The 21856-nt window shown below is 35.7% G+C and carries 21 protein-coding genes, 1 tRNA gene and 4 pseudogenes; 12 read left to right on the top strand and 14 right to left on the bottom strand.

Going from position 1 to position 21856, the window contains the following annotated elements:
* Positions 1-62 precede the first annotated feature (62 nt).
* The 5 genes and pseudogenes from ABWU47_RS02690 (at position 63) to ABWU47_RS02665 (ending at position 2003) form a co-directional block, all read left to right on the top strand.
* On the top strand, positions 63-326 hold the full coding sequence (locus ABWU47_RS02690; RefSeq protein ID WP_236515149.1) for a transposase: 264 nt from the start codon (positions 63-65) through the stop codon (positions 324-326).
* A 51-nt stretch (positions 327-377) separates the two neighbouring features.
* Positions 378-800: an IS3 family transposase gene (locus tag ABWU47_RS07075; RefSeq protein ID WP_174930894.1), complete on the top strand. Its 423-nt coding sequence runs from the start codon at positions 378-380 to the stop codon at positions 798-800.
* Positions 801-803: 3 nt separating this feature from the next.
* Positions 804-965: a DDE-type integrase/transposase/recombinase gene (locus tag ABWU47_RS02675; protein ID WP_010082071.1), complete on the top strand. Its 162-nt coding sequence runs from the start codon at positions 804-806 to the stop codon at positions 963-965.
* On the top strand, positions 958-1122 hold the full coding sequence (locus ABWU47_RS02670; protein WP_010082072.1) for an IS3 family transposase: 165 nt from the start codon (positions 958-960) through the stop codon (positions 1120-1122). Before ABWU47_RS02675 ends, ABWU47_RS02670 begins: the two co-directional genes overlap by 8 nt.
* A 58-nt stretch (positions 1123-1180) precedes the next feature.
* Positions 1181-2003: pseudogene (locus ABWU47_RS02665) on the top strand (IS5 family transposase).
* A gap of 537 nt (positions 2004-2540) precedes the next feature.
* Here the strand turns inward: ABWU47_RS02665 and ABWU47_RS02660 are convergent.
* The 10 genes from ABWU47_RS02660 to ABWU47_RS02615 form a co-directional block, all read right to left on the bottom strand.
* The gene (locus ABWU47_RS02660) at positions 2541-3176 is read right to left on the bottom strand and encodes a hypothetical protein (protein WP_077188484.1); all 636 of its coding nucleotides are present in this window, start codon (positions 3174-3176) and stop codon (positions 2541-2543) included.
* Between the two features lie 128 nt (positions 3177-3304).
* Complete coding sequence (gene leuS / locus ABWU47_RS02655; protein ID WP_077188483.1) at positions 3305-5821, bottom strand: leucine--tRNA ligase; 2517 nt, start codon at positions 5819-5821, stop codon at positions 3305-3307.
* Positions 5822-5833: 12 nt separating this feature from the next.
* Positions 5834-6430 (bottom strand): murein hydrolase activator EnvC family protein, encoded by a 597-nt coding sequence (locus ABWU47_RS02650; RefSeq protein ID WP_006279879.1) that lies wholly within the window; start codon positions 6428-6430, stop codon positions 5834-5836.
* A gap of 45 nt (positions 6431-6475) precedes the next feature.
* A complete protein-coding gene (locus ABWU47_RS02645) occupies positions 6476-6802 on the bottom strand; it encodes a MerR family transcriptional regulator (RefSeq protein ID WP_006279880.1) in 327 nt (108 codons plus the stop codon).
* Entirely contained in the window at positions 6802-7107 is a 306-nt protein-coding gene (locus ABWU47_RS02640; RefSeq protein WP_006279881.1) for an integration host factor subunit alpha, read from the bottom strand. The genes ABWU47_RS02645 and ABWU47_RS02640 overlap by 1 nt, the downstream gene beginning before the upstream one ends.
* A gap of 60 nt (positions 7108-7167) precedes the next feature.
* Complete coding sequence (locus ABWU47_RS02635) at positions 7168-8355, bottom strand: MFS transporter (protein ID WP_006279883.1); 1188 nt, start codon at positions 8353-8355, stop codon at positions 7168-7170.
* 301 nt (positions 8356-8656) lie between these two features.
* Positions 8657-9292, bottom strand: coding sequence for a transposase (locus ABWU47_RS02630; protein WP_082246250.1), 636 nt, complete (start codon positions 9290-9292; stop codon positions 8657-8659).
* A complete protein-coding gene (locus ABWU47_RS02625) occupies positions 9276-9605 on the bottom strand; it encodes a transposase (protein ID WP_049973609.1) in 330 nt (109 codons plus the stop codon). Before ABWU47_RS02625 ends, ABWU47_RS02630 begins: the two co-directional genes overlap by 17 nt.
* Before the next feature lie 189 nt (positions 9606-9794).
* Positions 9795-11297, bottom strand: a complete 1503-nt coding sequence (locus ABWU47_RS02620) for a leucyl aminopeptidase (RefSeq protein WP_174930903.1) — start codon at positions 11295-11297, stop codon at positions 9795-9797.
* Between the two features lie 96 nt (positions 11298-11393).
* On the bottom strand, positions 11394-12035 hold the full coding sequence (locus ABWU47_RS02615; protein WP_006279956.1) for a protocatechuate 3,4-dioxygenase: 642 nt from the start codon (positions 12033-12035) through the stop codon (positions 11394-11396).
* 424 nt (positions 12036-12459) lie between these two features.
* Between ABWU47_RS02615 and ABWU47_RS02610 the strand changes: the two are divergent.
* Positions 12460-13045 (top strand): annotated as a pseudogene (locus ABWU47_RS02610) (DUF6444 domain-containing protein); the annotation flags it as partial.
* Positions 13046-13052: 7 nt separating this feature from the next.
* On the opposite strand, the pseudogene ABWU47_RS02605 reads toward ABWU47_RS02610, so the two are convergent.
* A pseudogene (locus ABWU47_RS02605) lies at positions 13053-13463 on the bottom strand (IS4 family transposase); the annotation flags it as partial.
* Here ABWU47_RS02605 and ABWU47_RS02600 point away from each other — a divergent pair.
* The 6 genes and pseudogenes from ABWU47_RS02600 to ABWU47_RS02575 form a co-directional block, all read left to right on the top strand.
* Positions 13455-13733, top strand: a pseudogene (locus tag ABWU47_RS02600) (hypothetical protein); the annotation flags it as partial. The pseudogenes ABWU47_RS02605 and ABWU47_RS02600 overlap by 9 nt on opposite strands.
* Positions 13734-13959: 226 nt before the next feature.
* Entirely contained in the window at positions 13960-14907 is a 948-nt protein-coding gene (locus ABWU47_RS02595) for a hypothetical protein (RefSeq protein ID WP_077188481.1), read from the top strand.
* Between the two features lie 63 nt (positions 14908-14970).
* Positions 14971-15048, top strand: a tRNA-Arg gene (locus ABWU47_RS02590).
* 82 nt (positions 15049-15130) lie between these two features.
* Complete coding sequence (gene dnaJ, locus ABWU47_RS02585) at positions 15131-16249, top strand: molecular chaperone DnaJ (RefSeq protein ID WP_077188480.1); 1119 nt, start codon at positions 15131-15133, stop codon at positions 16247-16249.
* 208 nt (positions 16250-16457) lie between these two features.
* Positions 16458-18092: a ribonuclease J gene (locus tag ABWU47_RS02580; RefSeq protein ID WP_006279725.1), complete on the top strand. Its 1635-nt coding sequence runs from the start codon at positions 16458-16460 to the stop codon at positions 18090-18092.
* 5 nt (positions 18093-18097) lie between these two features.
* Complete coding sequence (locus tag ABWU47_RS02575) at positions 18098-19360, top strand: Tol-Pal system protein TolB (RefSeq protein WP_006279726.1); 1263 nt, start codon at positions 18098-18100, stop codon at positions 19358-19360.
* 41 nt (positions 19361-19401) lie between these two features.
* Here the strand turns inward: ABWU47_RS02575 and gatC are convergent, their stop codons facing one another.
* The 3 genes from gatC to ABWU47_RS02560 form a co-directional block, all read right to left on the bottom strand.
* Positions 19402-19755 (bottom strand): Asp-tRNA(Asn)/Glu-tRNA(Gln) amidotransferase subunit GatC, encoded by a 354-nt coding sequence (gatC, locus tag ABWU47_RS02570; RefSeq protein WP_006279727.1) that lies wholly within the window; start codon positions 19753-19755, stop codon positions 19402-19404.
* Positions 19745-20671 (bottom strand): ribose-phosphate diphosphokinase, encoded by a 927-nt coding sequence (locus tag ABWU47_RS02565; RefSeq protein WP_006279728.1) that lies wholly within the window; start codon positions 20669-20671, stop codon positions 19745-19747. Before ABWU47_RS02565 ends, gatC begins: the two co-directional genes overlap by 11 nt.
* A gap of 303 nt (positions 20672-20974) precedes the next feature.
* A complete protein-coding gene (locus tag ABWU47_RS02560) occupies positions 20975-21841 on the bottom strand; it encodes an ankyrin repeat domain-containing protein (protein ID WP_006280296.1) in 867 nt (288 codons plus the stop codon).
* Positions 21842-21856 lie beyond the last annotated feature (15 nt).

Raw genomic sequence — 21856 nt, 5'->3', positions numbered from 1 at the left:
AGAAAAAGTGGAGAGAAAGAAAAGAGTTTTTTTGGGTAAAATAAAATTTTGGAGGATTAGAAATGGCAAGAGAATATACGGCAGAATTCAAATTGGAAGCTGTTAAGCTGGCAAATGAACAAAGAAAGGTAGGTCAAACAATTACAAAAACAGCAAAGGATTTAGGAATAAAGGGTGGTTTATTAGGAAAATGGATAAAGAAACACAACGAAAAAAAGTCGGCAGCAGATGCATTTCCAGGTAGAGGTAACATGGCTCCTTACGACAAAGAGAGATTTGATTTACAGAAAGAGTTAGCAAAAGTAACAAGGGAAAGAGACATTTAAAAAAAAGCCCTGGCCAGTCAAAAAGAGTAAAATATTTTTTTATAAAAGAGCATAGTAACTGCTATAAAGTACAGGAATTATGTAGGATTTTCTGCTAGTTGCTACTATAAGTGGACCACAAGAAAAATAAGCAGTAGAGAATCAGCAAATAAAGAGCTACTCGAAGCTATTCAAAAAATATATCAAGTTTCTAAATGTAGATATGGAGCTCCTAAAATTCATGCTGAATTGAAGGCTTTGGGTAAAAGTTGCAATTTGAAAACGGTGCAAAGTATTATGCAGAAAAATGACATCAGGGCTATACTGAGAAGAAAGTTTAAAATTAAAAAACAACAAACAGATAATAGAGCTGTAGCTCCCAATATACTAGATCAAAACTTTATTGTTGATCAACCAAATAAAGTATGGGATTACTTACATCAAAACCAAGGAGGGATGGCTATATTTGGCAGCAATAATTCTCACGTATGGTAGTTAATGAGTAGTGCAATAAATAAACAATTGGTTATGAACTCTTTATTAATGGCCATTAATAGGCGTAAACCTGTTAAAAATCTACTGCTGCACAGTGACCAAGGTTCACAATATACTGCGCAAGGGTATCAATATCTCTTAGCTGTAAAGAATATAGATGAGTAATAAAGGCTGTTGTTACGACAATTCTGTTGCAGAAAGCTTCTTTAGCTCATTGAAAAGAGAAATACTTATTGATACTTCACAACACTCTGCTCAACAAACTAGAACTGCAATATTTGAATACATAGAAATTTTTTATAACAAACAACGTCACTATTAGAGGTTGTCCACAAACCAAGGAATACGTAGTATATAAAGAAAGAATATTGAGGTAAGAGATGAGGAAAAAATATCCAACAGATTTAAGTAAAAGGGAATGGGCAAGAATAGAAAAACACTTCAGAGTATCGTACAAGAAAGGAGGAAGGCCACCAAAATACAGTAAGTGTGAGATAGTAAATGCAATTCTTTATATACTGCGCACAGGATGTCAATGGCGCTATTTACCACACGATTTTCCGCCGTGGAAGGCTGTGCATGAACAGTTTAGAAGATGGAAAAAGCAGAGAATTTTTGAGAAAATGAACTATGATATCACTAAATATAGTAGGTCAAAAATGGGAAGCCGAGCGCATGCATAGTGGACAGTCAATCGGTAAAAACCACGGAAAAAGGGGGGGCAAAGGTTATGATGGTGCGAAAAAGGTAAAGGGGAGAAAAAGACATATAATCACAGATACTCAAGGATTTGTGCTTGGTTGCTATGTAGGAGCTGCAAGCGAAAATGACAGAGATGGGGTGAAGATGGCATTGGACAATATGAAGGAAAAATACAGCAATATTAAGAAAATGTGGGCTGATATGGGATACCAAGGAAAAGATTTAAAGGATTACGTAAAGAGAGAATATGGGATAGATATTGAAATTGTCAAAAGGCCTCCATGTAGGTTTTGGGTGCATAAAGATACACCACTAGAACTATTGCCACAACGGGATCCTGGATTTTCAGTACAGCCGAGAAGGTGGGTGGTAGAGAGGACTTTTGCTTGGATCAATAGAAATAGAAGGCTATCAAAGGAGTACGATTTACTTACAACATCTACTGAAAGTTTCATATATCTGGCTATGAGTAAAGTTATGTTAAGTAGGGAATATGCTTGATTTACTGGTTTGTGGACAACCTCTAACTATTGCATTCCAGAACAATTTGATGCATCATTCTTTTTGTAAAAAACATTCCAAACTTTCTCTCCACTTTTTCTGGGTAAGGTCAATTGATAACTGTCCACTTTCTATTCCCATGGATTCATATTTTTTGCCTTGACCAAGAAAAAATTCAGCTATTGCCTTACTTTCTCTTGCAACAACTTCTTCCTTAACAATTTTTCCTTTCTCATCAACGATACTTATAAAAGTTTCTTTTAGTGAGATCGCTATAATATTCCATGAGACTGCTCCTACTAATAAAAGTTTAAATTATTTTTGAAGAACTTATTCTACTGAATTCGTTACTTCGTGCTAAAATAATGGACTCCATCATTCAACAGCAATTACAGTATGTTTACCCTTTTTCTTGTTATTTTTCTAATCTATAGCTAGCGTTCAAAACCATATTCGAAAATACGTTTTCGGATTTTTTTTAATGCTGTTTATTTCATCCTCAACATCGTCTCTACCTTTATGAACTAAGTAGCAGCATTAAAAATTATAACGTACCCCTATCTCTAGAGTTGCATCTGGTATTTGTTTTGCTTTTATACCACTTAGTTGCCCACCCATGGTCATACCAACTGCACCAATTATCTGCGGAGTAATTTCATAATCAACACCTAACTTTAGTTTATAGGAAATAGAACTCAGTATTTTATCTACTACAGATGAACCAGCAGCTTCACCACCTGATTCTGGAGCACCTTGTGTTTCTTCTTCCTTTTCTTTTTCTTCTTGTGAACTATTGTCATCACCATCAACTGTATCACTAACACCAAAGCCAAAAGGTGTTATTTGGAGATATCCTCCTAAACCTCCGCTGACATATAGTTTAACGGGATCAATATCAAGGTCAGGATAGAAGCGGTAGTTTGCCAATAAGCTAGCTCCTATGCTCTTTAATGACTTAATATTACTGAGAACCTCAAGTTCAAATTTAGAGTTTTGGTCATAATGGTAACCAAGAACAACACCAGGTTTCATTTTAAAGCCACCACCCCAACCAGCACCAAAGTTTAAACCTGCATAGTACTTATCTTCTGACTTACTTGCACTATTACTAGCTGCACCTGCTAGAGATGAAGTAAGCAACACAGCCAAAACGCACAATCTCTTTATTTTCATATAACTCCTCATACAAAAAAATATATAATGCATAAGTATATATCCTTTATATTAAAAAAGATATAACTACATGTCAAAAAAAGTATAGCCATAAAATCAGATTATATAAAACGTACTACTCAGGTCTTTTATATAACTATATTTACTATCTTATTTGGTACAGCATATACAGTGCGAACTTTGCTTTGATCGATCTTACTGGACACAGAGTCTATCGCTATTTTCTTCAATTCTTCTTGAGGTAAGTTAATTGCCACCTTGATTGTTGTACGTAATTTTCCATTGATTTGCACTGCTATAGTTACCGTATCGTCAACTAATAATGATTCATCAGCTTTTGGCCAAGGTTGACCTCCTATTTCTTGCCATAGGCTTTCAGCTAGATGTGGTATGAATGGTTCGATTACTCTGATTAATATACATATACCTTCATCAATAAGAGATTTTCCAGTTTTTACGTCTATTTCAGCTATTAAATTCGTCATCTCACGAAATTTTGCCACTACACAGTTTAATCTGCAGTTTTCCAAGTCATCTGTAAGTCCGTGTAAGAGTTTATGAATTTTTTTTCTGTACTCTAGAAGTCCACCCGTAACATTTTCATTATCATAGTGTATATTTACAGGTCTTAGCTGCATGACCATACGCCACAATTTATTTACATAACGAGAACAACCTTCCACGCCATCATCGGACCATTCCATATCTTTCTCCGGAGGAGTGTCGGACAACACAAACAAGCGGGCAGTATCAGCACCATACTTTTCTATGATAAAATTTGGATCAACTGTGTTCTTTTTCGATTTGCTCATTTTCTCGACTTTTCCAACTTGAACCTTAGCTCCTTGTGCAATCAACTCTTTTGCTTCTGCGGGAAATAGCCACTTACCATTTTCGTCTTTATAAGTTGCATGGCAGACCATTCCTTGAGTGATTAAAGTAGAGAAAGGCTCTTTAATATCAAAATAGCCACATTTGGTTAAAGCACGGCAGAAAAATCTTGAATAAAGCAAATGCAGAATTGCATGTTCTATCCCACCTATATAATAATCAACAGGCATAAAACGATTACATGCATCTTTGTCTATTGATTTATCTTCACTACAGAATGCAGCAAAATACCAGGAAGATTCAAAAAAGGTGTCGAATGTATCAGTTTCACGCTCTGCTTGCTTTCCGCACTTTGGACAATCAACAAATTTCCAAGTTGGGTGCTTATCCAGCGGATTGCCACCACTTGTAAATTCTACATCTATTGGTAGAACTACAGGAAGGTCTTTTTCTGGCACTGGAACAGTTCCGCAATCTTTGCAATATATGATAGGTATAGGGCATCCCCAATAACGCTGCCTTGAAACTCCCCAATCGTGCAAACGATAGTTTATTGTTTTTTTGCCTATTTTTTTTTCTTCAAATTTTTTAACTATGGCTTCCTTTGCTTCACTAACCATTAATCCGTTTAAGAATTCGGAGTTAAACATTGTCCCGTCTCCAGTATACGCCTCCTTTGTCATCTGAGTAGCTTGACACTGGGATCCATTGTAAGAATTCTGGTCACGCGCTGGAATGACACCTAAGTGGGCTGAAGAAATAACGGGAATTATCGGCAAATTATATTTCTGTGCAAATTCAAAGTCACGCTGATCATGTGCAGGGCAACCAAAAATCGCGCCTTCCCCATATTCCATCAACACAAAATTCGCTATGTAAAGCGGCAATTCCTTATCAAGAAATGGATGTTTGACGTTTAATCCGGTGTAAACTCCTATTTTTTCATCGTTCTCTCTTTTCGATTTTATTTCCTGGATCCCAGTGTCAAGCACTGGGATGACAACAGAAGAACCATTCTTTAAATCCTGCACAATAGGATGCTCTGCTGCCACTGCACAAAAAGAAGCCCCAAACAAAGTATGAGGATAAGTTGTAAAAACTTTTAATTTCTTATTCAGGCCAACTACTTCAAACTCTATAGTTGCTCCTTCAGATTTTCCTATCCAACGCTCCTGCATTGTTTTGACTTTTTCTGGCCAATTTTTCAAACTTTGCAGGCACTTGAGTAAATCTTCAGCGAAATCAGTAATCTTTAAAAACCATTGGGACAACTTACGTTTTTCAACAACTGCACCTGATCGCCATCCTTTTCCATCAACCACCTGTTCATTTGCAAGCACTGTTTGGTCCACTGGATCCCAGTTAACCCATGATTCTTTTCGATAGGCAAGCCCATGCTTTAAAAAATCCAGGAAAAATTTTTGTTCGTGTTTGTAATAATCAGGCTCACATGTGGAGAGTTCACGCTCCCAATTATAAGAAAGACCTATAGATTTCAACTGTGTACGCATATTATCTATATTCTCTTTTGTCCATGTTTCGGGGCTAATATTGTTATCCCTTGCTGCATTCTCAGCTGGTAATCCAAACGCATCCCAGCCAATTGGATGCAAAACCTCAAATCCATTAGCTCTCTTGTAACGCGCTATCACATCCCCTATTGCATAGTTACGTAAGTGTCCCATATGAATTTTACCAGATGGATATGGAAACATTTCCAACACGTAACACTTTTCTTGTTTACCACTCTTGCTTACAGAAAAATCCCATTTATCTTGATAAAATTTTTCAACACTTTTAAAATCATATTTCATATAAATCCAAATTCAATTACAGTTCATATGCATCAAAGGATCAACCGCTTGGCCATTATGTCGTATTGTGAAACACATCTGTGGATCTTTATCTTGTGTGCTTGATTTACCTGCAGATCCAATTACTTGACCTTGCTTTACTTTATCGCCAATTTCAACATGTATGTTTTTTAAATAGGAGTACACAGTCATGTAATTATCTTTGTGTTCCACTATAATTAAATTCCCATACCATCTCAGCCCTTTGCCTACATATATCACTTTGCCTGGTGCAGAGGAAACTACGTTCGTTCCATTTTGAGCAGCAATTTTTATGCCATCCTTACACATTTCATCAGAAGAGGTAGCTGAACCTTTAACTGGCATTACAAATTTACAATTTACCCCCACATTTTGTGTATTATTGTTATCTTTGTATATCCTATTTATGATGGCTTTTCTACTTTCTTTTTGCACTGAAGGCTCCCTAATTAAATGGTACTCTCTTGTATATTCCAGATCTCTTTTTCCGTAAAATTCTTCGCCTTTAAGCAGCACAGGTGCAGGTTTTTGCAGGCCACAGCCTATTAATATTGCTAATAACATAAGAAATGAGGCTATATGCCACATTTTAAACTCTCACAAAACTCCAAAATTTTAGCGAGACGTAGTGTTTCACGCCTGCTTGTTACTTTCCTCGTTATTTATTTTACTAGTTAAATAGTCCCTCAAATCGGTGAGTTCTTGCAACAAATTCTTTGTGACTTTTATATCATTACCAAATTCTTTTTGCACTCCTTTTATTGTATATCCTTTATCATATAGCATGTATTTTACTTTCTTTATGGCCTCTATACACTTGCGATCATATAGCCTTCTTCCTTTACGCTTTGTAGGCTTAATTTGATGAAATTGACCTTCCCAAAATCTCAAAACATGCTGTTCCAAATGTAGCTCTTCAGCTACTTCCCCAATCGTATAAAATAATTTTTCCTTGTTCATTAATTATTGATTGATTTTTTTATAATTTTTGAAGGCCTAAAAGAAACTGAATTTCTTGCCTGAATCATCACTTTCTCCGATGTATTTGGTATATTTCCTGGTCTTTCCTTCTTTTTCTTAACCAAGAATGTTCCAAATGACGATATTTTTACTATTCCATCCTTTACCAAGCTTGTCTTTATTTCGTCCAATATATCATCTATTATCGAAACAGAGTCTTCCTTTGATAATCCTATTTCTTGGTTTATATCTCCAGCTATCGTTGCCTTAGTTACTGTTGTGTCTTTTGTTGTAACGTGATCCATTATTGATAAATATTACAATACGTAAATATAATATAGCAATCGACTCGAGATTCAGCTACTTTATTTTTTAGAGTATGTCTCTTTTGTTGCATAATTTAAAATACCGGCAACTATCAATATCGCAAATATTGCAAAAAGTGCCATTTTATGATCTGTAAAAAGTGCTAACATTGACACTATAACTCCACTGCCAATAAACATAAATCCATTGATAATGGATGATGATGTGCTGATGTATTTTCGTTTCACAATCTCGCTGCCGACAGTAAAATTAAGCATATGTCCTCCCGCAAAAAACCCGAACATTAACATACAAAAGTACACAACGTGGACTGTTAAATGGCTGTATAGTAAAATAATAATTGAGACGCCTTGCAATAAAGCAAAAGCAGAAATTACATGTTTCCTATTTTTAAATAAGTTTGAGATTCGATCTGCAATTGGAGCACCAACTGCAAGACCAAGCCATAGTATTGCAGTTGCTATACCTGACTCCATTGCATTGAGTTCTGAGTTGCCCAGTAACCTTGGAGCCCACAAGGTATTAAGTGCTAAAAATGTTCCAAAAGTAATAGCACCCACCACTGAAGTTATCCAGATATCTCTTAATTTTAGCACTGTTAATATAGAGCACATTACTGTCTTCATAGAGCTTTTTATTGTGCGCTTTTCTGAGCTGCTTTCTGGAAGTGTGTTTGGACAAAAAAGCGTAAGTACAAATATCAACACACCAAATAGTATTATGCATACAATCAGATTTTTCCAATATGCATCTTCGGCAAGCAAGTTAGAGAACAGTATTTGAATTACCAAAGCAGAAAGGCTTGAAATTGTCTGCACTAGTGAAAACATTAGTCCAAATTGGGCAGCGGAAAAACATATGCTACTTGTGTGAGCAGCACCAATAAAACCAAATGATGCTCCAGTTGCAATCAACACTTGAGACAAAATCAAATGGGAGAAATTGTCACTATTAATAAGGACAAAAAACCCCAAGATCATAGTTGATAACGAGAAAAAATAAATTTTTTTACTGGAAAAAACATTAAACGTTGCTCCACTAAAAAATTGTAAGATGGCGAAAGTCCAAGTATATACTGAATTAGCCAGTGCAACTTGCGCGATTGTAAGTCCAAGTTCCTTTTCGAGATTTACACTTATAAAGGTATAAATTATCTGCATGTTGCTGAATATAACAACCAAGTTACTAATCAGCCAAATGAACCAAGCCTTAGCTCTGCTTTCCATAAGATTTATTTTTATAAGTAATCTATTAGAAATTTAACACTAAGTCTCTTTTTAAGCTATTGTTTCCTGACTACTGTTATAGCTAACCCAAAAAACGGTTTCCCTACGTCATGCCGCCGCGGTATCTCTTAGCCGCTAACAAGCAGCGGGATGACGATTGTCAGGGTGTCATCCTAGCGCCCCTATGATGTCATCCGAGTAGCCAACACTGGTTTCCATCCAAGACGGTGTCATTCCAGTGCTTGACACTGGAATGGCTTTGTTGCATCGCTCTTCGGATAGTAGGTAACGTACAATAAATTCATGAAGCTATCTCAAACTTAGCCATGCCTATTTCAGTAAATTTGTTAAGCAAATAACACTTGAGTAGCAGTTCCTTCTCACGATTAATTTCAGATTTGCTCCTAAAACTAAACCCAAATATTCGCTTCAACCTTGAGAAAAATCCTTCAATATACGATCTTTTTCCGTAATTTACTTCTTCTTTCCATCTTTTTATACCATTCTCACCATGTAATTTCATTAACTGAATAGCGGCATTTCTATCAAGCATATAATCCAATTTTGGATGCTCTGCTGCGTTGTTTTTCGGAGGAATTTTCGTTTTTATACCATATTGATTACACAGCTTATAGAGCTTTTCTCTGTCATATGCCCTATCTGCATATAGTACTTTTATGACATACTGAAAATCGACTTCTTTTAGCAAATCACAAGCTCCATAGTGATCAGAGTAGACACCGTTACTGTATTTTACAGCTATGGCTTTTTTGCTGTTTGTATTCAACATTACATGCAATTTTCTTGTCTGTTCATAGCTGCGATACTTTCTATCTTCGCTATTTTCTTTGCTATGACCAGGAGTGTTGTTGTATATACTAATTCCTGTACTGTCTATAGCAATTTCGATATCTTCCATATTATTTTCTGCAATCATTGATCTTAATATTGAGTTTCTTAAACCTTCTTGATGATTGTGAATAGCTGATAACTTGCAAATTTTTCCCAATTTGCTCAAGGTATCCTGCTATAAACCCAACTGTTTGCCTCAGGCCTATTCTAAATAAACAAGTTATTATGTGCACCAAAATTACAACTTTATCGCTATAAATATTGTTGCCACCTGGTATTTTTGGACCATTCTCGTACCACTTTTCTATGGCTTCGTTGGTATAATGAAAAATATTTCCTCTTTTTTCTAGAAATTTGTTATATTCGCTATGGTTACTGACCCTCATTTTTTGTGGCATATTTTTTCTTTCAAGGTTAAATGGCTATTTTATAATGAATTTTGTCAGTAGCCACCAGATTTTTCAGTTGCTATGCAACAAAGCCCACTGGAATCCAGAAAAAAAGAAATATGTATCAGCTACTTTCATTTGCTGCGCCTCGAAAATAAACGTTCATGTAGCTAAGCCATAAATCCAGTATAAAGACCTTTAATCATTGGCTTCGTAGTACTTCTCAACCAACTTATTAAGTAACCTTACACCAAAACCTACTGCTCCTCTTGGACAAATGTCAGTACCTTTCTCGTGCCAAGCAGTGCCTGCGATATCTAAATGTGCCCAGCAAGTTTCATTCACAAAACGCTGTAAAAACTGTGCAGCCATTATGCTATCTCCACCAGAGCCTGCAGGAGCGATGTTTTGAACATCAGCAATCGGTGAATCAATAATTTTGTCATAAGTTTCATTCATAGGAAAACGCCATAACTTCTCATTTACTTCATTTCCTGCATCAATCAGACGGTTTGCTAATTCATCATTATTTGAAAAAAGACCAGCATATTCGTTATTTCCAAGTGCAACCACTATAGCACCAGTTAAAGTTGCAAGATCAATCATAAATTTTGGTGAGAATCTATCTTGCGTATACCATAAAGCATCTGCAAGTATGAGCCTTCCTTCTGCATCGGTGTTCAACACTTCTATTGTTTGTCCAGACATTGAAGTTACTACATCACTTGGTCTTTGAGCATTACCACCCACTGCATTTTCTGCAAGTGCGACCACGCCAATTGCATTTACTTTTGCTTTTCGTCCTGCTAAAGCATGCATCACCCCAACCACAGTAGCAGAGCCTGCCATGTCATATTTCATCGACTCCATACCACGTGAAGGTTTGAGTGATACTCCGCCAGTGTCAAACGTTATACCTTTACCAACAAAAGCTATAGGCTTTTGTTCTTTAGAAGCCCCATTCCATTTTATCACTACTAATTTTGGTTCTTTACTACTTCCTTGTGCAACTCCAAGCAAGGCTCCCATTTTTTTCTCTTCCATCTGCTTTTTATCAAGCACCTCGATTTCAAGGCCAAGCTTAGTAAGTTCTTTTTTTATATGATCAGCATAGGATTCTGGATATAGAATGTTAGGAGGCTCTGTTATAAAAGAGCGCGCAAGGAATATACTCTCACCTTCTTGCCTTAAGTGCTCAAATGATCTTTCAGCATTACTTAATTGTTCATCTTTTACTAATACGGTAATCTCCTCTACCTCTGTAATTTTCTCATCCTTTTTAGTTTTATACTTATCAAACTTAAAACTACGCAGAAACGCACCATATGCAACATTTGCTGCACTATCTTCGATTAAAACCGCTGCTTTTTTAATTTTTAATCTGCTTAGCTCACAATATATTTTACCACCAATATTTAATTCTTTATTTTCATTCCATTCATCCTTCTTACCCAGTCCAACAACTATAACATTTTTTTCTTCTGGCAAAGCAGTAGAGAAAAATTCACCAAAACTTCCATTGAAATCGCTAAATTGCTTTATATTATCTATGACCTGTTTTCCTTGCAAAACTCCGCCATCATTTACGGTTTCGTTGTCTTCAAATAAACCCATTACTATTGTTTTAAAATCGGGCGAAATTTTAGAAATTGTTATTTTCATTGCTGGTATCTCCGTTGCAAATAATTGTAAACTGTACATAAAACATAGCAAAAACATCAGTAAGATATTTTTCATATACATCCTAAGTACAATAACACTTAAGTTTACTATGGACTCCCTTACATGCAAGGTTTTTTATCTTTTATTAGAGAACTTATTATATCCGCCCAAGGTAATGTTAAACGTATAGGTTTTTATGACCTGATCACTGTAAGTAAATGGTGTTATGAGAAGGCTTGCAAGCCCATTACTAACAAAATCTTCAAGAACAGGATCAGCGCAATTATCGCAATTATGGTCAGCAAAAAACATTTGCGTTGTGAATTCTGGAAAATCCGGATGTTGAACTAGAAAGTTGATATGTGGAGCTCTATCACCAATTTTACCAGGTGCTATCGTAATAAAATTATAATAGCCAAGATTATTCACTACAAACCTTCCTGATCCAGCAAAATTCGGATCATCCTCTATATTCTTATCGTAATGGTTCACGCCGCGTGAATTCGCGTGCCATATAGAAACTACAGCATTTTGTATTGGTAAACAGTTTATATCAGTAATTCTACCCACTATGTGTATTAATTCTCCTGTTGCACTATTTGGAGAACCAGGTTTCCTTCTTAAATTGTTTGAAGAGCTAAAATTTTTTGGCCTTGCATCAAGGTCATATATTTCTGGAGTTTCAATGCAGTTGAGCAAAACAGGATCAGCTGCAAATAGCGGCAAACTGAATACCATTTGTACTAAAAACGCTAATAAGATATTTTTCACATTCATTTCATTTATAATAGACTTCTTGCATAACCATATAACAAACTTTTATTGGAAATAGAAACGAAAAAACTTGCTTGACACCCTTCGCCAGCCCCCTTATCATAAAACTGAAGGTATTCAGTTATCTTCATCTGTGCAGATTAAACAGCAAGAAAACAACGTAGTTGGCGTCTTATTTTTAGTTTTTTGCACTATGTGCACCTTATGTCTTCACAATATTTCTAGGTTTTTACCTACACAAGCTGAAACGCGCTATTTAAAACATTAAAAAACGCCAACTTAAAAAATGGATAGTGAATAACTAGCTACCCTAGGGTTTCTTTTGCCTTTTTTTCTGTTTAGTAAATTGTATCCGTTCAGCGGAGTGGTAGAATAAGGTAGACAAAGCAAGATAATAAAGATAATCATAGAGCAAAAGTGAGGTAATGTGGTAAACCTTTTAGAACTTTGCAAAAATTTACAGCAAAAAATAGAAAAGTTGGAAGGGAGGATAGAAGAGTTAGAGGCAGAAAATAAGGCCTTGAGGATTGAGAACGCTGAGTTGAAAGAGAGGCTTGGTTTAAACTCGAAAAATTCATCTCTACCGAGCTCTAAAGAATTGTACAAAACAAAAAAGGACAAGCCAAAAAGCGAAAGGAATGTTGGCGATCAGGTTGGGCATAAAGGAAATTTTCATGCCACAATGGAAGCGGATAAAGTAGTAAAAATAGAGTTGCCTAATATTTGCGAATGCGGAGGAGAGCTTGTAATATGCGAAAAACCTTATGTTCACCAAAAAGTTGATCTTCCGGAAATTAGGCCCTATGTAGTAATTGGAACATGGTCGTTGTCGGAGATGCAGAAAAAGAAAAAGTAGCAAGTTACCAGAAGGTGTTACGCCAGATGCATTTGGTCCAAGGGTTAAGTCTATAATTGCAGCACTCAGCGGATTTTACAAAAACTCAAAGCGTGAAGTGGCTAGTATCATAAATGACATTTTTAATTTGAACATAAGTGTTGGCAGCATATCAAATCTTACTATTACCCACAAATATGAGGTTCGTGAGCAAGTCGCCATCCTTCTGCTAAATCAAAGAGACGTTTATATCCTTTCCAAAGAGTAATTGGTCCTGGTTTTGGGTCATTTTTTCTTGCTAAATGGCCTCCAAGTTCATGAAACAGCTTCTTTTATGTTGGGAACTACACTTGGACATGGTTTTCTGTGTATTTTAACGTATAAAACTTTCCATTCTTCTTCAGCTAATAAAGTAGTACATGGTAATGTTGGGTTAGCTCTTGCAATTGATGTAATAAAGAAGATCCTCCAAGCAATAATACTCACAACTGTTAGATATCTCATTAGTCTTTCTGCTATTCCAAGCCTACATTCTTCAACTTTGAGACCGAATTTAAAATTTTATGTAATATCTCTATTTTCCATCTAAGGCAATAGCAGAAAAAGCACCAATAATAAAGTTAGCCTACGATGAATTAGACAGGTTTAGCTGGAATGAAAAAGATTTAGTAGCATATGAAGAAAGAATAATGGATCTACGTAAGGAAGAAGCCATTCTTGAATACAAACTTGAGGAAGGTATAGAGAAAGGAAAAATCGAAGTTGCAAAAAATTTACTTAAAGCTGGTGTATCTGTTAATTTAATAGCTGAATCCACTGGCCTTTCTCAAGCTGAAATTGTACAGCTTAAGCAAGAAGTGGCCTAAGTATCACGGTTTTTAGGGCTTTTTTAGCTCGGCAGTGGTCTGAAAAGTCCATTTTTCACTTTATAAAATGTTTATATTTTACCACCTACTTTATTTGAATAAGTTCTTCTGCCACACTCTGAACGGATATTTGAATCAGGCTCAAGTTGACAAGTAGATGTTATCTTGTTATAATAAGTAAGTAAGTAAGTACTTATTAATTTAATCTTAACTTAAGAGGGTATTTATGGTAGCAAGTGATAGTGTTTTAAAAAGGTATGCGTTAGCCTATATAAAGAAATCTGGTAGTAACAGTGATGTTAAAGAGTTTTTACAATTTTGTAATACGCAAAATACCACAAATTGGAGTGAGGAGAATTTTAAAAATGCGTATGAAAAATTTACACATCCAAATTCAAGCAATAGGCACGATACAGGAAGCAGAAATGATCAATATAACGCAGGGAATAACGCACAACCTACAGGCTCTCAGATTACACATATACATGTACACAATAGAGGTTTAGACTTTTGGGATTATTTGCTATTACAATGCTGGATGGATTCTTTATTCGGTGGACGTGGTCACACTACGGTTAATAATATAACGAATATTAACAATGGTAATACCACTCATCAAGGGAGAAAAGAGAATAAAAAAGAATCAGAAGACAGTAGAAAGCTATTAGCTTTGGGTATAGTAGCTGCAGTTGTGTGTGTTGCTTTCCATGCTGGTATGTGTTTTTGGTATAACAGCAGCAGAAAAGTGGCTAGAAAAGAAGAAAAAATAGATTACCTGGATAGTAAATTTAAAACGTTCAGAAATATAGAATTTGCGGTTGGCGTTGTTTCTTTGGCAGCTTTGGTAGCTTGTGCTGTTTACCCAGTCTTACCAGTGTGGGGTTTAGCTATCCTTGGCGTTAATTCTCTCGTATGTTTTGCTGGTGGTTTAGCTTTTCATATGAAGCATGAGGAAGAATCAGAAAATATCGAGAAAGCTAAAGGAGCGGTAGATAGCTGTCTTAGACAAGGGCATGGTTATGGAGATCCTTCTCGTTATGATGCACCACCTCCTTACTTTTCTCAAGATCCTAATACTACTCCAACTGCTCCTCCTTGTAGTGAATTTGATAATCCTAATGCGAAACGGCAGTCTGAGAATTGTGAGGGGTTCACGTATGATAGAAATGAATAGTTTTATTTTTAGCCAAATTAATTGAATCAAGCTACAAAACCTGCTAAAGTTAACTTTGTGAAAGCACCCTTAGCTCAGTTGGATTAGAGCATTTGACTACGGATCAAAAGGTCGGGCGTTCAAGTCGCTCAGGGTGCACCACATTTTATAGGAAACAGAAGTCATACTTGAAATTAATATATGTAATACCTATCTTTAAAGGTTAAGCACTAAACTATTATATATGAGCAAAAAAGACTACTATGATCTGCTGGAAGTAGGCAGAAATGCCAGTATTGATGAGATAAAAAAAGCGTATAAAAAATTAGCATTAAAATATCATCCTGATAGAAATCCTGGCAATCAAGAAGCAGAGGAAAAATTTAAAGAAGTAACAGCTGCATATGAAGTTCTGTCTGACTCTGAGAAAAGGGCAGGCTATGACCGTTATGGCCACGAAGGTGCTTCTGGTGGATTTCAAGGCTTTAGCTCTGCAGGAAATTTTAGCGACATATTCAATGACTTCTTTGGTGGAGAATTCGGTGGTGGTGCAAGTAGATCGAGAGCAAAAAGAAGTACAACAGGAGTATCTGGAGCAGACCTACGTTATGATCTTGAAATTACCTTAGAAGATGCATTTAAAGGAATACAAGCGCCTATACATTATGTGACAAATGTAAAATGTGATACATGCCAAGGCACAGGTGGCGAAGGAGCAATTAAACCAGTTCAGTGCCACACATGCCAGGGAAGCGGTAGGATTAGAACTCAACAAGGCTTTTTTACCATCGAAAGAACATGTACTACATGCTATGGAGAAGGAGAAATAATACAAAACAAATGTAAGAAATGTGGTGGAAGTGGACGTAGAAGAGATGAAGTAAATATATCCGTTTCAATTCCAAAAGGCATAGAAGAAGGAGCTAAGGTAAGGATAAGTGGTAAAGGAGAAGCTGGAACAAAAGGTGGAAAAAGTGGAGATTTATACGTATACGTGAAAATAATTTTCCATAAAATCTTTGCTAGAAATAAAGCAGATTTACACTGTAAAGTGCCTATAAGAATGACACTAGCAGTGCTTGGTGGTGAAATCGATATTCAATCAATTGATGGAGCTAAAATAAAAGTAAAGGTCCCTGAAGGCACTCAAACTGGTACCAAACTACGTTGTAGGGAAAAGGGTATGCCATATATGAACTCACATGCTCGTGGTGATTTATACGTACAGGTAATAGTTGAGACTTTAAATCCAAAAAATTTAACTAAAAAGCAAATTGAACTATTAAAAGCGCTTGAAGAAGAGGAAAATGCAAGTGTACAACAGCAATCTGAAGGGTTTTTTAGTAAAGTAAAAAAAAAATAAGAAATCTGCTAAATGACATAAAGGGGTAACTGTTTACGGGTTTTCATTTAATCCTGCAATTCTTTGACCTTATTAATGGAAAACTTAACAATAGTGTTATTATTAGCCAACAGAAACTTCTTAGTTCCTTAAAACTATGTAAAAGCAATAAATTTCTTTATTTAAGGTCGAAGTTTTGCTATTCTCAGGTTTTAATAATTTAAATTTAATGAATATAAACAAAAATGAGTTTTTATTTCTTCCGCTTGGGGGAGTAGGAAGAATCGGGATGAATGTTAGCCTATATCATTACCAAGGTAAGTGGATTATGATCGACCTTGGTGTTGGTTTTGCAGATGAAATTATGCCAGGTGTTGAGCTGCTCATTGCTGATATAGATTTTATTGCTCAAAGAAAAAAAGATTTACTTGGAATAATAATTACACATGCACATGAGGACCACTGCGGTGCAGTGCCCCACTTGTGGGAAGAGTTGCAGTGCTCCATATATACAACAAAGTTTACGGTTAATTTTCTTAAAGAGAAACTAAAAGAATTTCGATTGGAAGGTATAGTGCCTGTGAAAGAGGTAGACATAAATGGCAGCATAAATTTGGGTCCTTTTACCGTCGAGTTTATAAATGTAACTCATTCAATTCCTGAGGCAAATTCAATATTAATTAGCACTGAAATGGGTAGTGCACTCCATACCGGAGACTGGAAATTTGATCCAAAACCTGTTGTTGGATTAACTTCTAATATGGAGCGTCTAAAAGAAATTGGCGATAAAGGTGACCTGCTTGCAGCAATTTGCGATTCAACCAATATATTAAGCAAGCATCACCCTGAGTCAGAAGGTGAAATTTATAATAATATTTATAACATAATAAAGCGGTCTAAAAAATTAGTTGCTGTTTCGCTATTCGCTTCAAATGTGGCACGAATTGAAACGATAAGCCAAGCTGCAAAAGCACTAAATAGAAAAGTAGTTTTACTTGGTAGATCTTTATGGAGAATAGTGAAAGTTGCGCAAGATAGTGGTTATTTAACTGATTCTCCTCAGTTTCTTGAAGCAAAGGAAGCAGTAAATTTTCCAAGGGAAGAACTGGTGCTACTTTGCACAGGTTGTCAAGGTGAGCCACTGGCAGCTACCGCAAGACTTGCTGCTAAGAGTCATCAAGCATTTAAAATGCAGCAAGGTGATACCATGATCTTTTCGTCAAAAATCATTCCTGGAAATGAAACTCGTGCGCACAACATGCTCAATGCCTTTATTGAGATGGGGGTAGAAGTTATTACTGAAAAAACAGAGCATGTTCATGCTTCTGGGCATCCAACAAGAGAAGAGCTAAAGGAAATGTATTCTTTAATAAAACCGAAGATGTCTATTCCAGTTCACGGCGAATATATTCACACGCATGCACATGTAAAATTTGCTAAAGAGTGCGGTGTGGCAAAAGCAATAATGATTGCACCAGGTGATATTGTTAATTTGGAGAACGGAGAAAAGGTTGATTCAATTGATGTTGACTACTTTGGTATTGATGGTATGTTGCTACGTCATCCGGAGAGCAGTGTTATAAAAATGCGTAAAAGAATGAGAGATGCCGGAGTTATTGTGGTAACAGCAGTTGTAAACAAGAAAAATAAATTGCTTGCTAAACCAAAAGTATTTGTACCTGGTGTTTTTGAAGTGCTAGAAGATGCAGCTACCATACAGAAAATTGTCAAGAAAGTTGAGTCGTTGTTTAGTTTGCAGCCAACAAAAAAAATTAAAAATAAGATTGAAAGTTCAATATTGAGTATCTTAAAGGAATATTTACTAAAAAGACCTATAATTGAGGTTCAGATAGAACAGGTATGAAATGAATGAAGCTATTCGTTCATCTGGTGTTATTTATTTCGTTATTTATTCCTTATTTTACAAAAGCTGCTTTATATGTTGATATAAAAAAAAGCAGTGTTGGTAACATTGGTCTTGTTGTATCTAAATGTACATGTAAAACAGCGTTGGAAAGCGAATTAAGCGAAAATATTGCAAAGGTAATAGGAACAAATTTATCTAATTGTGGCTTATTTAATGTAAAACGTGGCGCGGAAGCTGAATCTAAATCTTGGAAAAGCGATACTGTAGTCACAGTAAGTTTAAGCGAAATATCTGGTAGTGCATTAGAGCTATCATTTCGTTTATTTGACGCTTTTACAAAAAGAGAATTACTTACTCAGTCAGTTGTTTTTCCAGCAAAAGACTGGAGAAAAATTGGTCACCTCGTTTCGGATGTGATACATGATAGATTGATTGGTGAGAAAGGGCACTTCAACACAAAAATCACGTATATCGCTGAAGAAAAAGATAGCAACTACAAATCTGTGCGTAAAATTGCTGTGATGAATCAAGATGGAAGTAATATAAAATACTTAACAAATGGCGATAGATTTGTGTCAACACCGAGATTCTCACCAAATGGAAAGGGTATTGTTTATATCTCGTACGCAAATGGTAAAAGTTATATAATATTAAAAAATTTAAAAGATAACACTGAATCAATAATCAGCGCATTTGAAGGAGTTGTTTCTGCACCAAGATTTTCTCCTGATGGTAAATCTCTTTTAATTTCCCACTCATTGGGTGGTGAAACGAATATATTATCTTTAGATTTAAGTAGTAAACGGACAAAAAAAATTACTAAAGGTTCAGCTATAAGCACTTCTCCCTCTTTTTCTCCAGATCAAAAGTATATGGCTTTTAGTTCTGATATAAGTGGGAGTCAGCAACTGTACGTTATCGATTTTACTAACAAAAGTAAAAAACCTAAAAGAATTAGTTTTGGAAGTGGAAGATATGCTACGCCTGTTTGGTCGCCAAAAGGAGATCTGATAGCTTTTACAAAGATTCAGTCAGGAAAATTTTACATAGGAGTTATGAAGCCAGATGGCAAAGAAGAACGTCTGCTTTCAGAGGGGCATAAAATTGAATCCCCGGCATGGCTACCAAATGGTAGAGAAATCATTTTTACAAGAACAGAATCACCAAGCAACTCTAAACTATATTTAGTAGACTTAGTAAAGAAAAATCAAAAAATGGTTTCCACTCCCACAAATGCTTCTTTACCGGATTGGTCTTATTTTTGAAAGTAGATCTATTATAGGTTTGATATGAGCCTTATTTTACTTTAATCGCTTATAACCTTTGGCACTACAAAATACCCATGCTCAGGTTTTGTATTGGACAATATCTCTTCTTTAATATTTTGAGAATTTATAACATCATCGCGTACATGAATGTCCTTGTCTATACTGCCATAACGCATAGGAGAAACACCTTCAGTATTAACTTGCAATAAAGTATCGTGTATCCAATCCAGCATTGTCAGTTCTTTGGAGTAGTGATCAATCTCGTCATTTGATAACTTAATCCTTACAAGCTGTGCAATTTTAAGCATTTCTTCCTTGGTAATTGTTATTTTTCTCTTATTTGCAAATTCTATTAGTGAAGTAATAACGTCTTCTGTTGACTTAGCTGGCATCTTTACCTCCTTGGATAAAGTGAGTTAAAATATCTACGACCGAAACAACTTCTATTTTACCAGTTTTTTCAAATTTGTGAAGTATGGTATCCGTAATCACTAATTTATCTAAAGAAGAGGAAGAGATTTTCTCAACTGCACTTCCTGAAAGCACACCGTGTGTGATGCATGAAGTTACGGACTTTGCTCCGTAACTTTTTAAAGCAAGAGCTGCATTACACAATGTTCCACCAGAGTCAACTATATCATCAACAATGACACAATTTTTGTTTGCAACTTCTCCTATTATGTTCATTACTTGAGATGTGCCTGCTTTCTCCCTATATTTATCTACTACAATAATCTTATCACTTAACCCTATCTTGTACTTTTCCTCTAAAGTCTTTGCAAAAGCACGTGCTCTACCAATTGCTCCAACATCAGGTGCAACAATTGCCAAATTTTCCGTGTGTATAGAGTCAACAAATGCTTCAAAGCAGTTCAAATTAGTTATCGGTACATCAAAGAATCCTTCAATTTGACTTGAGTGCAAATCAATAACTGCAACACTACTTGCACCTGCAGTTTGAATAAGATTTGCAACTAATTTGGCACTTAAAGCAGACTGCACATTATTGTTCTTGATAATTCTATCTTGCCTGCTATATCCATAATAAGGGATAATTACTACTATCCTTTTGGCTCCTAATCTATTTACTGCATCAATTATGAGCAGAAGCTCCATAAGGTTATCATTCACAGGGGGAGAAAGAGATTGTATTATATATACTTCTTGATTATATAGATCATTTGCTACTTCTACATTTACCTCGCCATCGGTAAACTTTGATATCCAAGCAGAGGATGGTTGAACATCTAGCCGGTTAACTACTGATTCCCCTAATTCCTTACTAGCATTACCTATTATTATCTTCATAACGCACTAATTGAGTTTTTAAGATTATACAGAAATTGTGAAATAATTGAAATGTAAGTGTCTTTATCTAGCATTCTTGTCGGTGAATTAGGTACCTCTTGTACAATGACCTGTCATTTTCACGCGTTGTTTCAATATACAGACCCAAATTGAAACAACTATACAAAATCCTGCTTATGTTTCAAGATAAATGACTTTAATGAAATATAATTTATCTAGTCATTTGTATCTGCTAACATACTACACTTCCCATTGTAGAGCCTCTGCAACTTACTGAAATTTATAATCGCTTTATAAAAAGCTTTATACTCTTTGCTTAATTGGAGGCGCTACCTCTGCACTTTCTGCTCTGTCTAGGGTACTACTTGGTTTTTCTGCAGTAATTTTTTGAATGCTACCATCTACCTTATTCTTGATATCTGCTCCATATGATCTTAATACTTCAATAGCTTTCTCGTTTCCACTATTCAGCGCAATATCCAAAGCATCCATTCCATCATTATTTTTGTGGTTGATAAAATTCTCTAACTCAAAGATTTTTATATATTGCTCAATGATGAATTCTACCACTTTTCCAGGGCAATTATTAGCGGCAGGAAAGAGTACTGCATTGTTATTATTGTCTTTCTTTGTTACATCTGCTTTGAGCTTGTCTATCAAATACTTGATAATTTCTATTCTGCTATCATCTTCTGCTTCAGTGCACTGCCTAGCAGCTAAAAACAGAGCTGTTCGCCCATTATTGTCCACATCTTCAATATCTTGTCCCTTATCAATTAAGGCTTGTATTATATTTTTGTTCCCATATAAAGCAGCAAAGTGAAGAGGAGTATACCCTTCGGTACTTTCTCTTTCATTAATCAATGCACCATGGCTAGCTAGTAATTCTATAAATTCTGGCGTATTTGCAAAAACTGCAAAGTGCATTGGTGTTAGATCATCTTTACCATGATTTTGAGTTTTTGCATTAACGTTTGCTCCATTTTTTATCAGCAATTTTGCTATTTCTAATTGTTTGCGTCCGATGGCAATATGCAGTGGCGTACGATTGCGTTCATAATGATCATTGACGTTTGTGCCACATTTTATTAGTAGTTCTGCAGCTTCAATATTACCTTCCTGAATTGCAACGTATAAGGAAGCATATCCATCTTTTGTTTCCTCTGTCATACGAAATTGCGAACA

This window comes from Wolbachia endosymbiont (group A) of Gastracanthus pulcherrimus (assembly GCF_964028265.1).
In the GTDB taxonomy this organism is placed as follows: Bacteria; Pseudomonadota; Alphaproteobacteria; order Rickettsiales; family Anaplasmataceae; genus Wolbachia; species Wolbachia pipientis.
Note: the sequence above shows the minus strand (reverse complement) of the source record. Positions and strands in the feature narration are given on the sequence as shown.

Excerpts from the sequence above, each read along its gene's own strand:
- dnaJ (WP_077188480.1), top strand. The coding sequence starts at position 15,131 with ATGAGCAAAAAAGACTACTATGATCTGCTGGAAGTAGGCAGAAATGCC.
- ABWU47_RS02615 (WP_006279956.1), bottom strand. The coding sequence starts at position 12,035 with ATGAATGTGAAAAATATCTTATTAGCGTTTTTAGTACAAATGGTATTC.
- ABWU47_RS02595 (WP_077188481.1), top strand. The coding sequence starts at position 13,960 with ATGGTAGCAAGTGATAGTGTTTTAAAAAGGTATGCGTTAGCCTATATA.
- gatC (WP_006279727.1), bottom strand. The coding sequence starts at position 19,755 with ATGCCAGCTAAGTCAACAGAAGACGTTATTACTTCACTAATAGAATTT.
- ABWU47_RS02645 (WP_006279880.1), bottom strand. The coding sequence starts at position 6,802 with ATGAACAAGGAAAAATTATTTTATACGATTGGGGAAGTAGCTGAAGAG.
- ABWU47_RS02635 (WP_006279883.1), bottom strand. The coding sequence starts at position 8,355 with ATGGAAAGCAGAGCTAAGGCTTGGTTCATTTGGCTGATTAGTAACTTG.
- leuS (WP_077188483.1), bottom strand. The coding sequence starts at position 5,821 with ATGAAATATGATTTTAAAAGTGTTGAAAAATTTTATCAAGATAAATGG.
- ABWU47_RS02675 (WP_010082071.1), top strand. The coding sequence starts at position 804 with ATGAGTAGTGCAATAAATAAACAATTGGTTATGAACTCTTTATTAATG.
- ABWU47_RS02575 (WP_006279726.1), top strand. The coding sequence starts at position 18,098 with ATGAAGCTATTCGTTCATCTGGTGTTATTTATTTCGTTATTTATTCCT.
- ABWU47_RS02640 (WP_006279881.1), bottom strand. The coding sequence starts at position 7,107 with ATGGATCACGTTACAACAAAAGACACAACAGTAACTAAGGCAACGATA.
- ABWU47_RS02625 (WP_049973609.1), bottom strand. The coding sequence starts at position 9,605 with ATGCCACAAAAAATGAGGGTCAGTAACCATAGCGAATATAACAAATTT.
- ABWU47_RS02670 (WP_010082072.1), top strand. The coding sequence starts at position 958 with ATGAGTAATAAAGGCTGTTGTTACGACAATTCTGTTGCAGAAAGCTTC.
- ABWU47_RS02650 (WP_006279879.1), bottom strand. The coding sequence starts at position 6,430 with ATGTGGCATATAGCCTCATTTCTTATGTTATTAGCAATATTAATAGGC.
- ABWU47_RS02580 (WP_006279725.1), top strand. The coding sequence starts at position 16,458 with ATGAATATAAACAAAAATGAGTTTTTATTTCTTCCGCTTGGGGGAGTA.
- ABWU47_RS02620 (WP_174930903.1), bottom strand. The coding sequence starts at position 11,297 with ATGTACAGTTTACAATTATTTGCAACGGAGATACCAGCAATGAAAATA.
- ABWU47_RS02565 (WP_006279728.1), bottom strand. The coding sequence starts at position 20,671 with ATGAAGATAATAATAGGTAATGCTAGTAAGGAATTAGGGGAATCAGTA.
- ABWU47_RS02630 (WP_082246250.1), bottom strand. The coding sequence starts at position 9,292 with ATGATTGCAGAAAATAATATGGAAGATATCGAAATTGCTATAGACAGT.
- ABWU47_RS02660 (WP_077188484.1), bottom strand. The coding sequence starts at position 3,176 with ATGAAAATAAAGAGATTGTGCGTTTTGGCTGTGTTGCTTACTTCATCT.
- ABWU47_RS02560 (WP_006280296.1), bottom strand. The coding sequence starts at position 21,841 with ATGACAGAGGAAACAAAAGATGGATATGCTTCCTTATACGTTGCAATT.
- ABWU47_RS02690 (WP_236515149.1), top strand. The coding sequence starts at position 63 with ATGGCAAGAGAATATACGGCAGAATTCAAATTGGAAGCTGTTAAGCTG.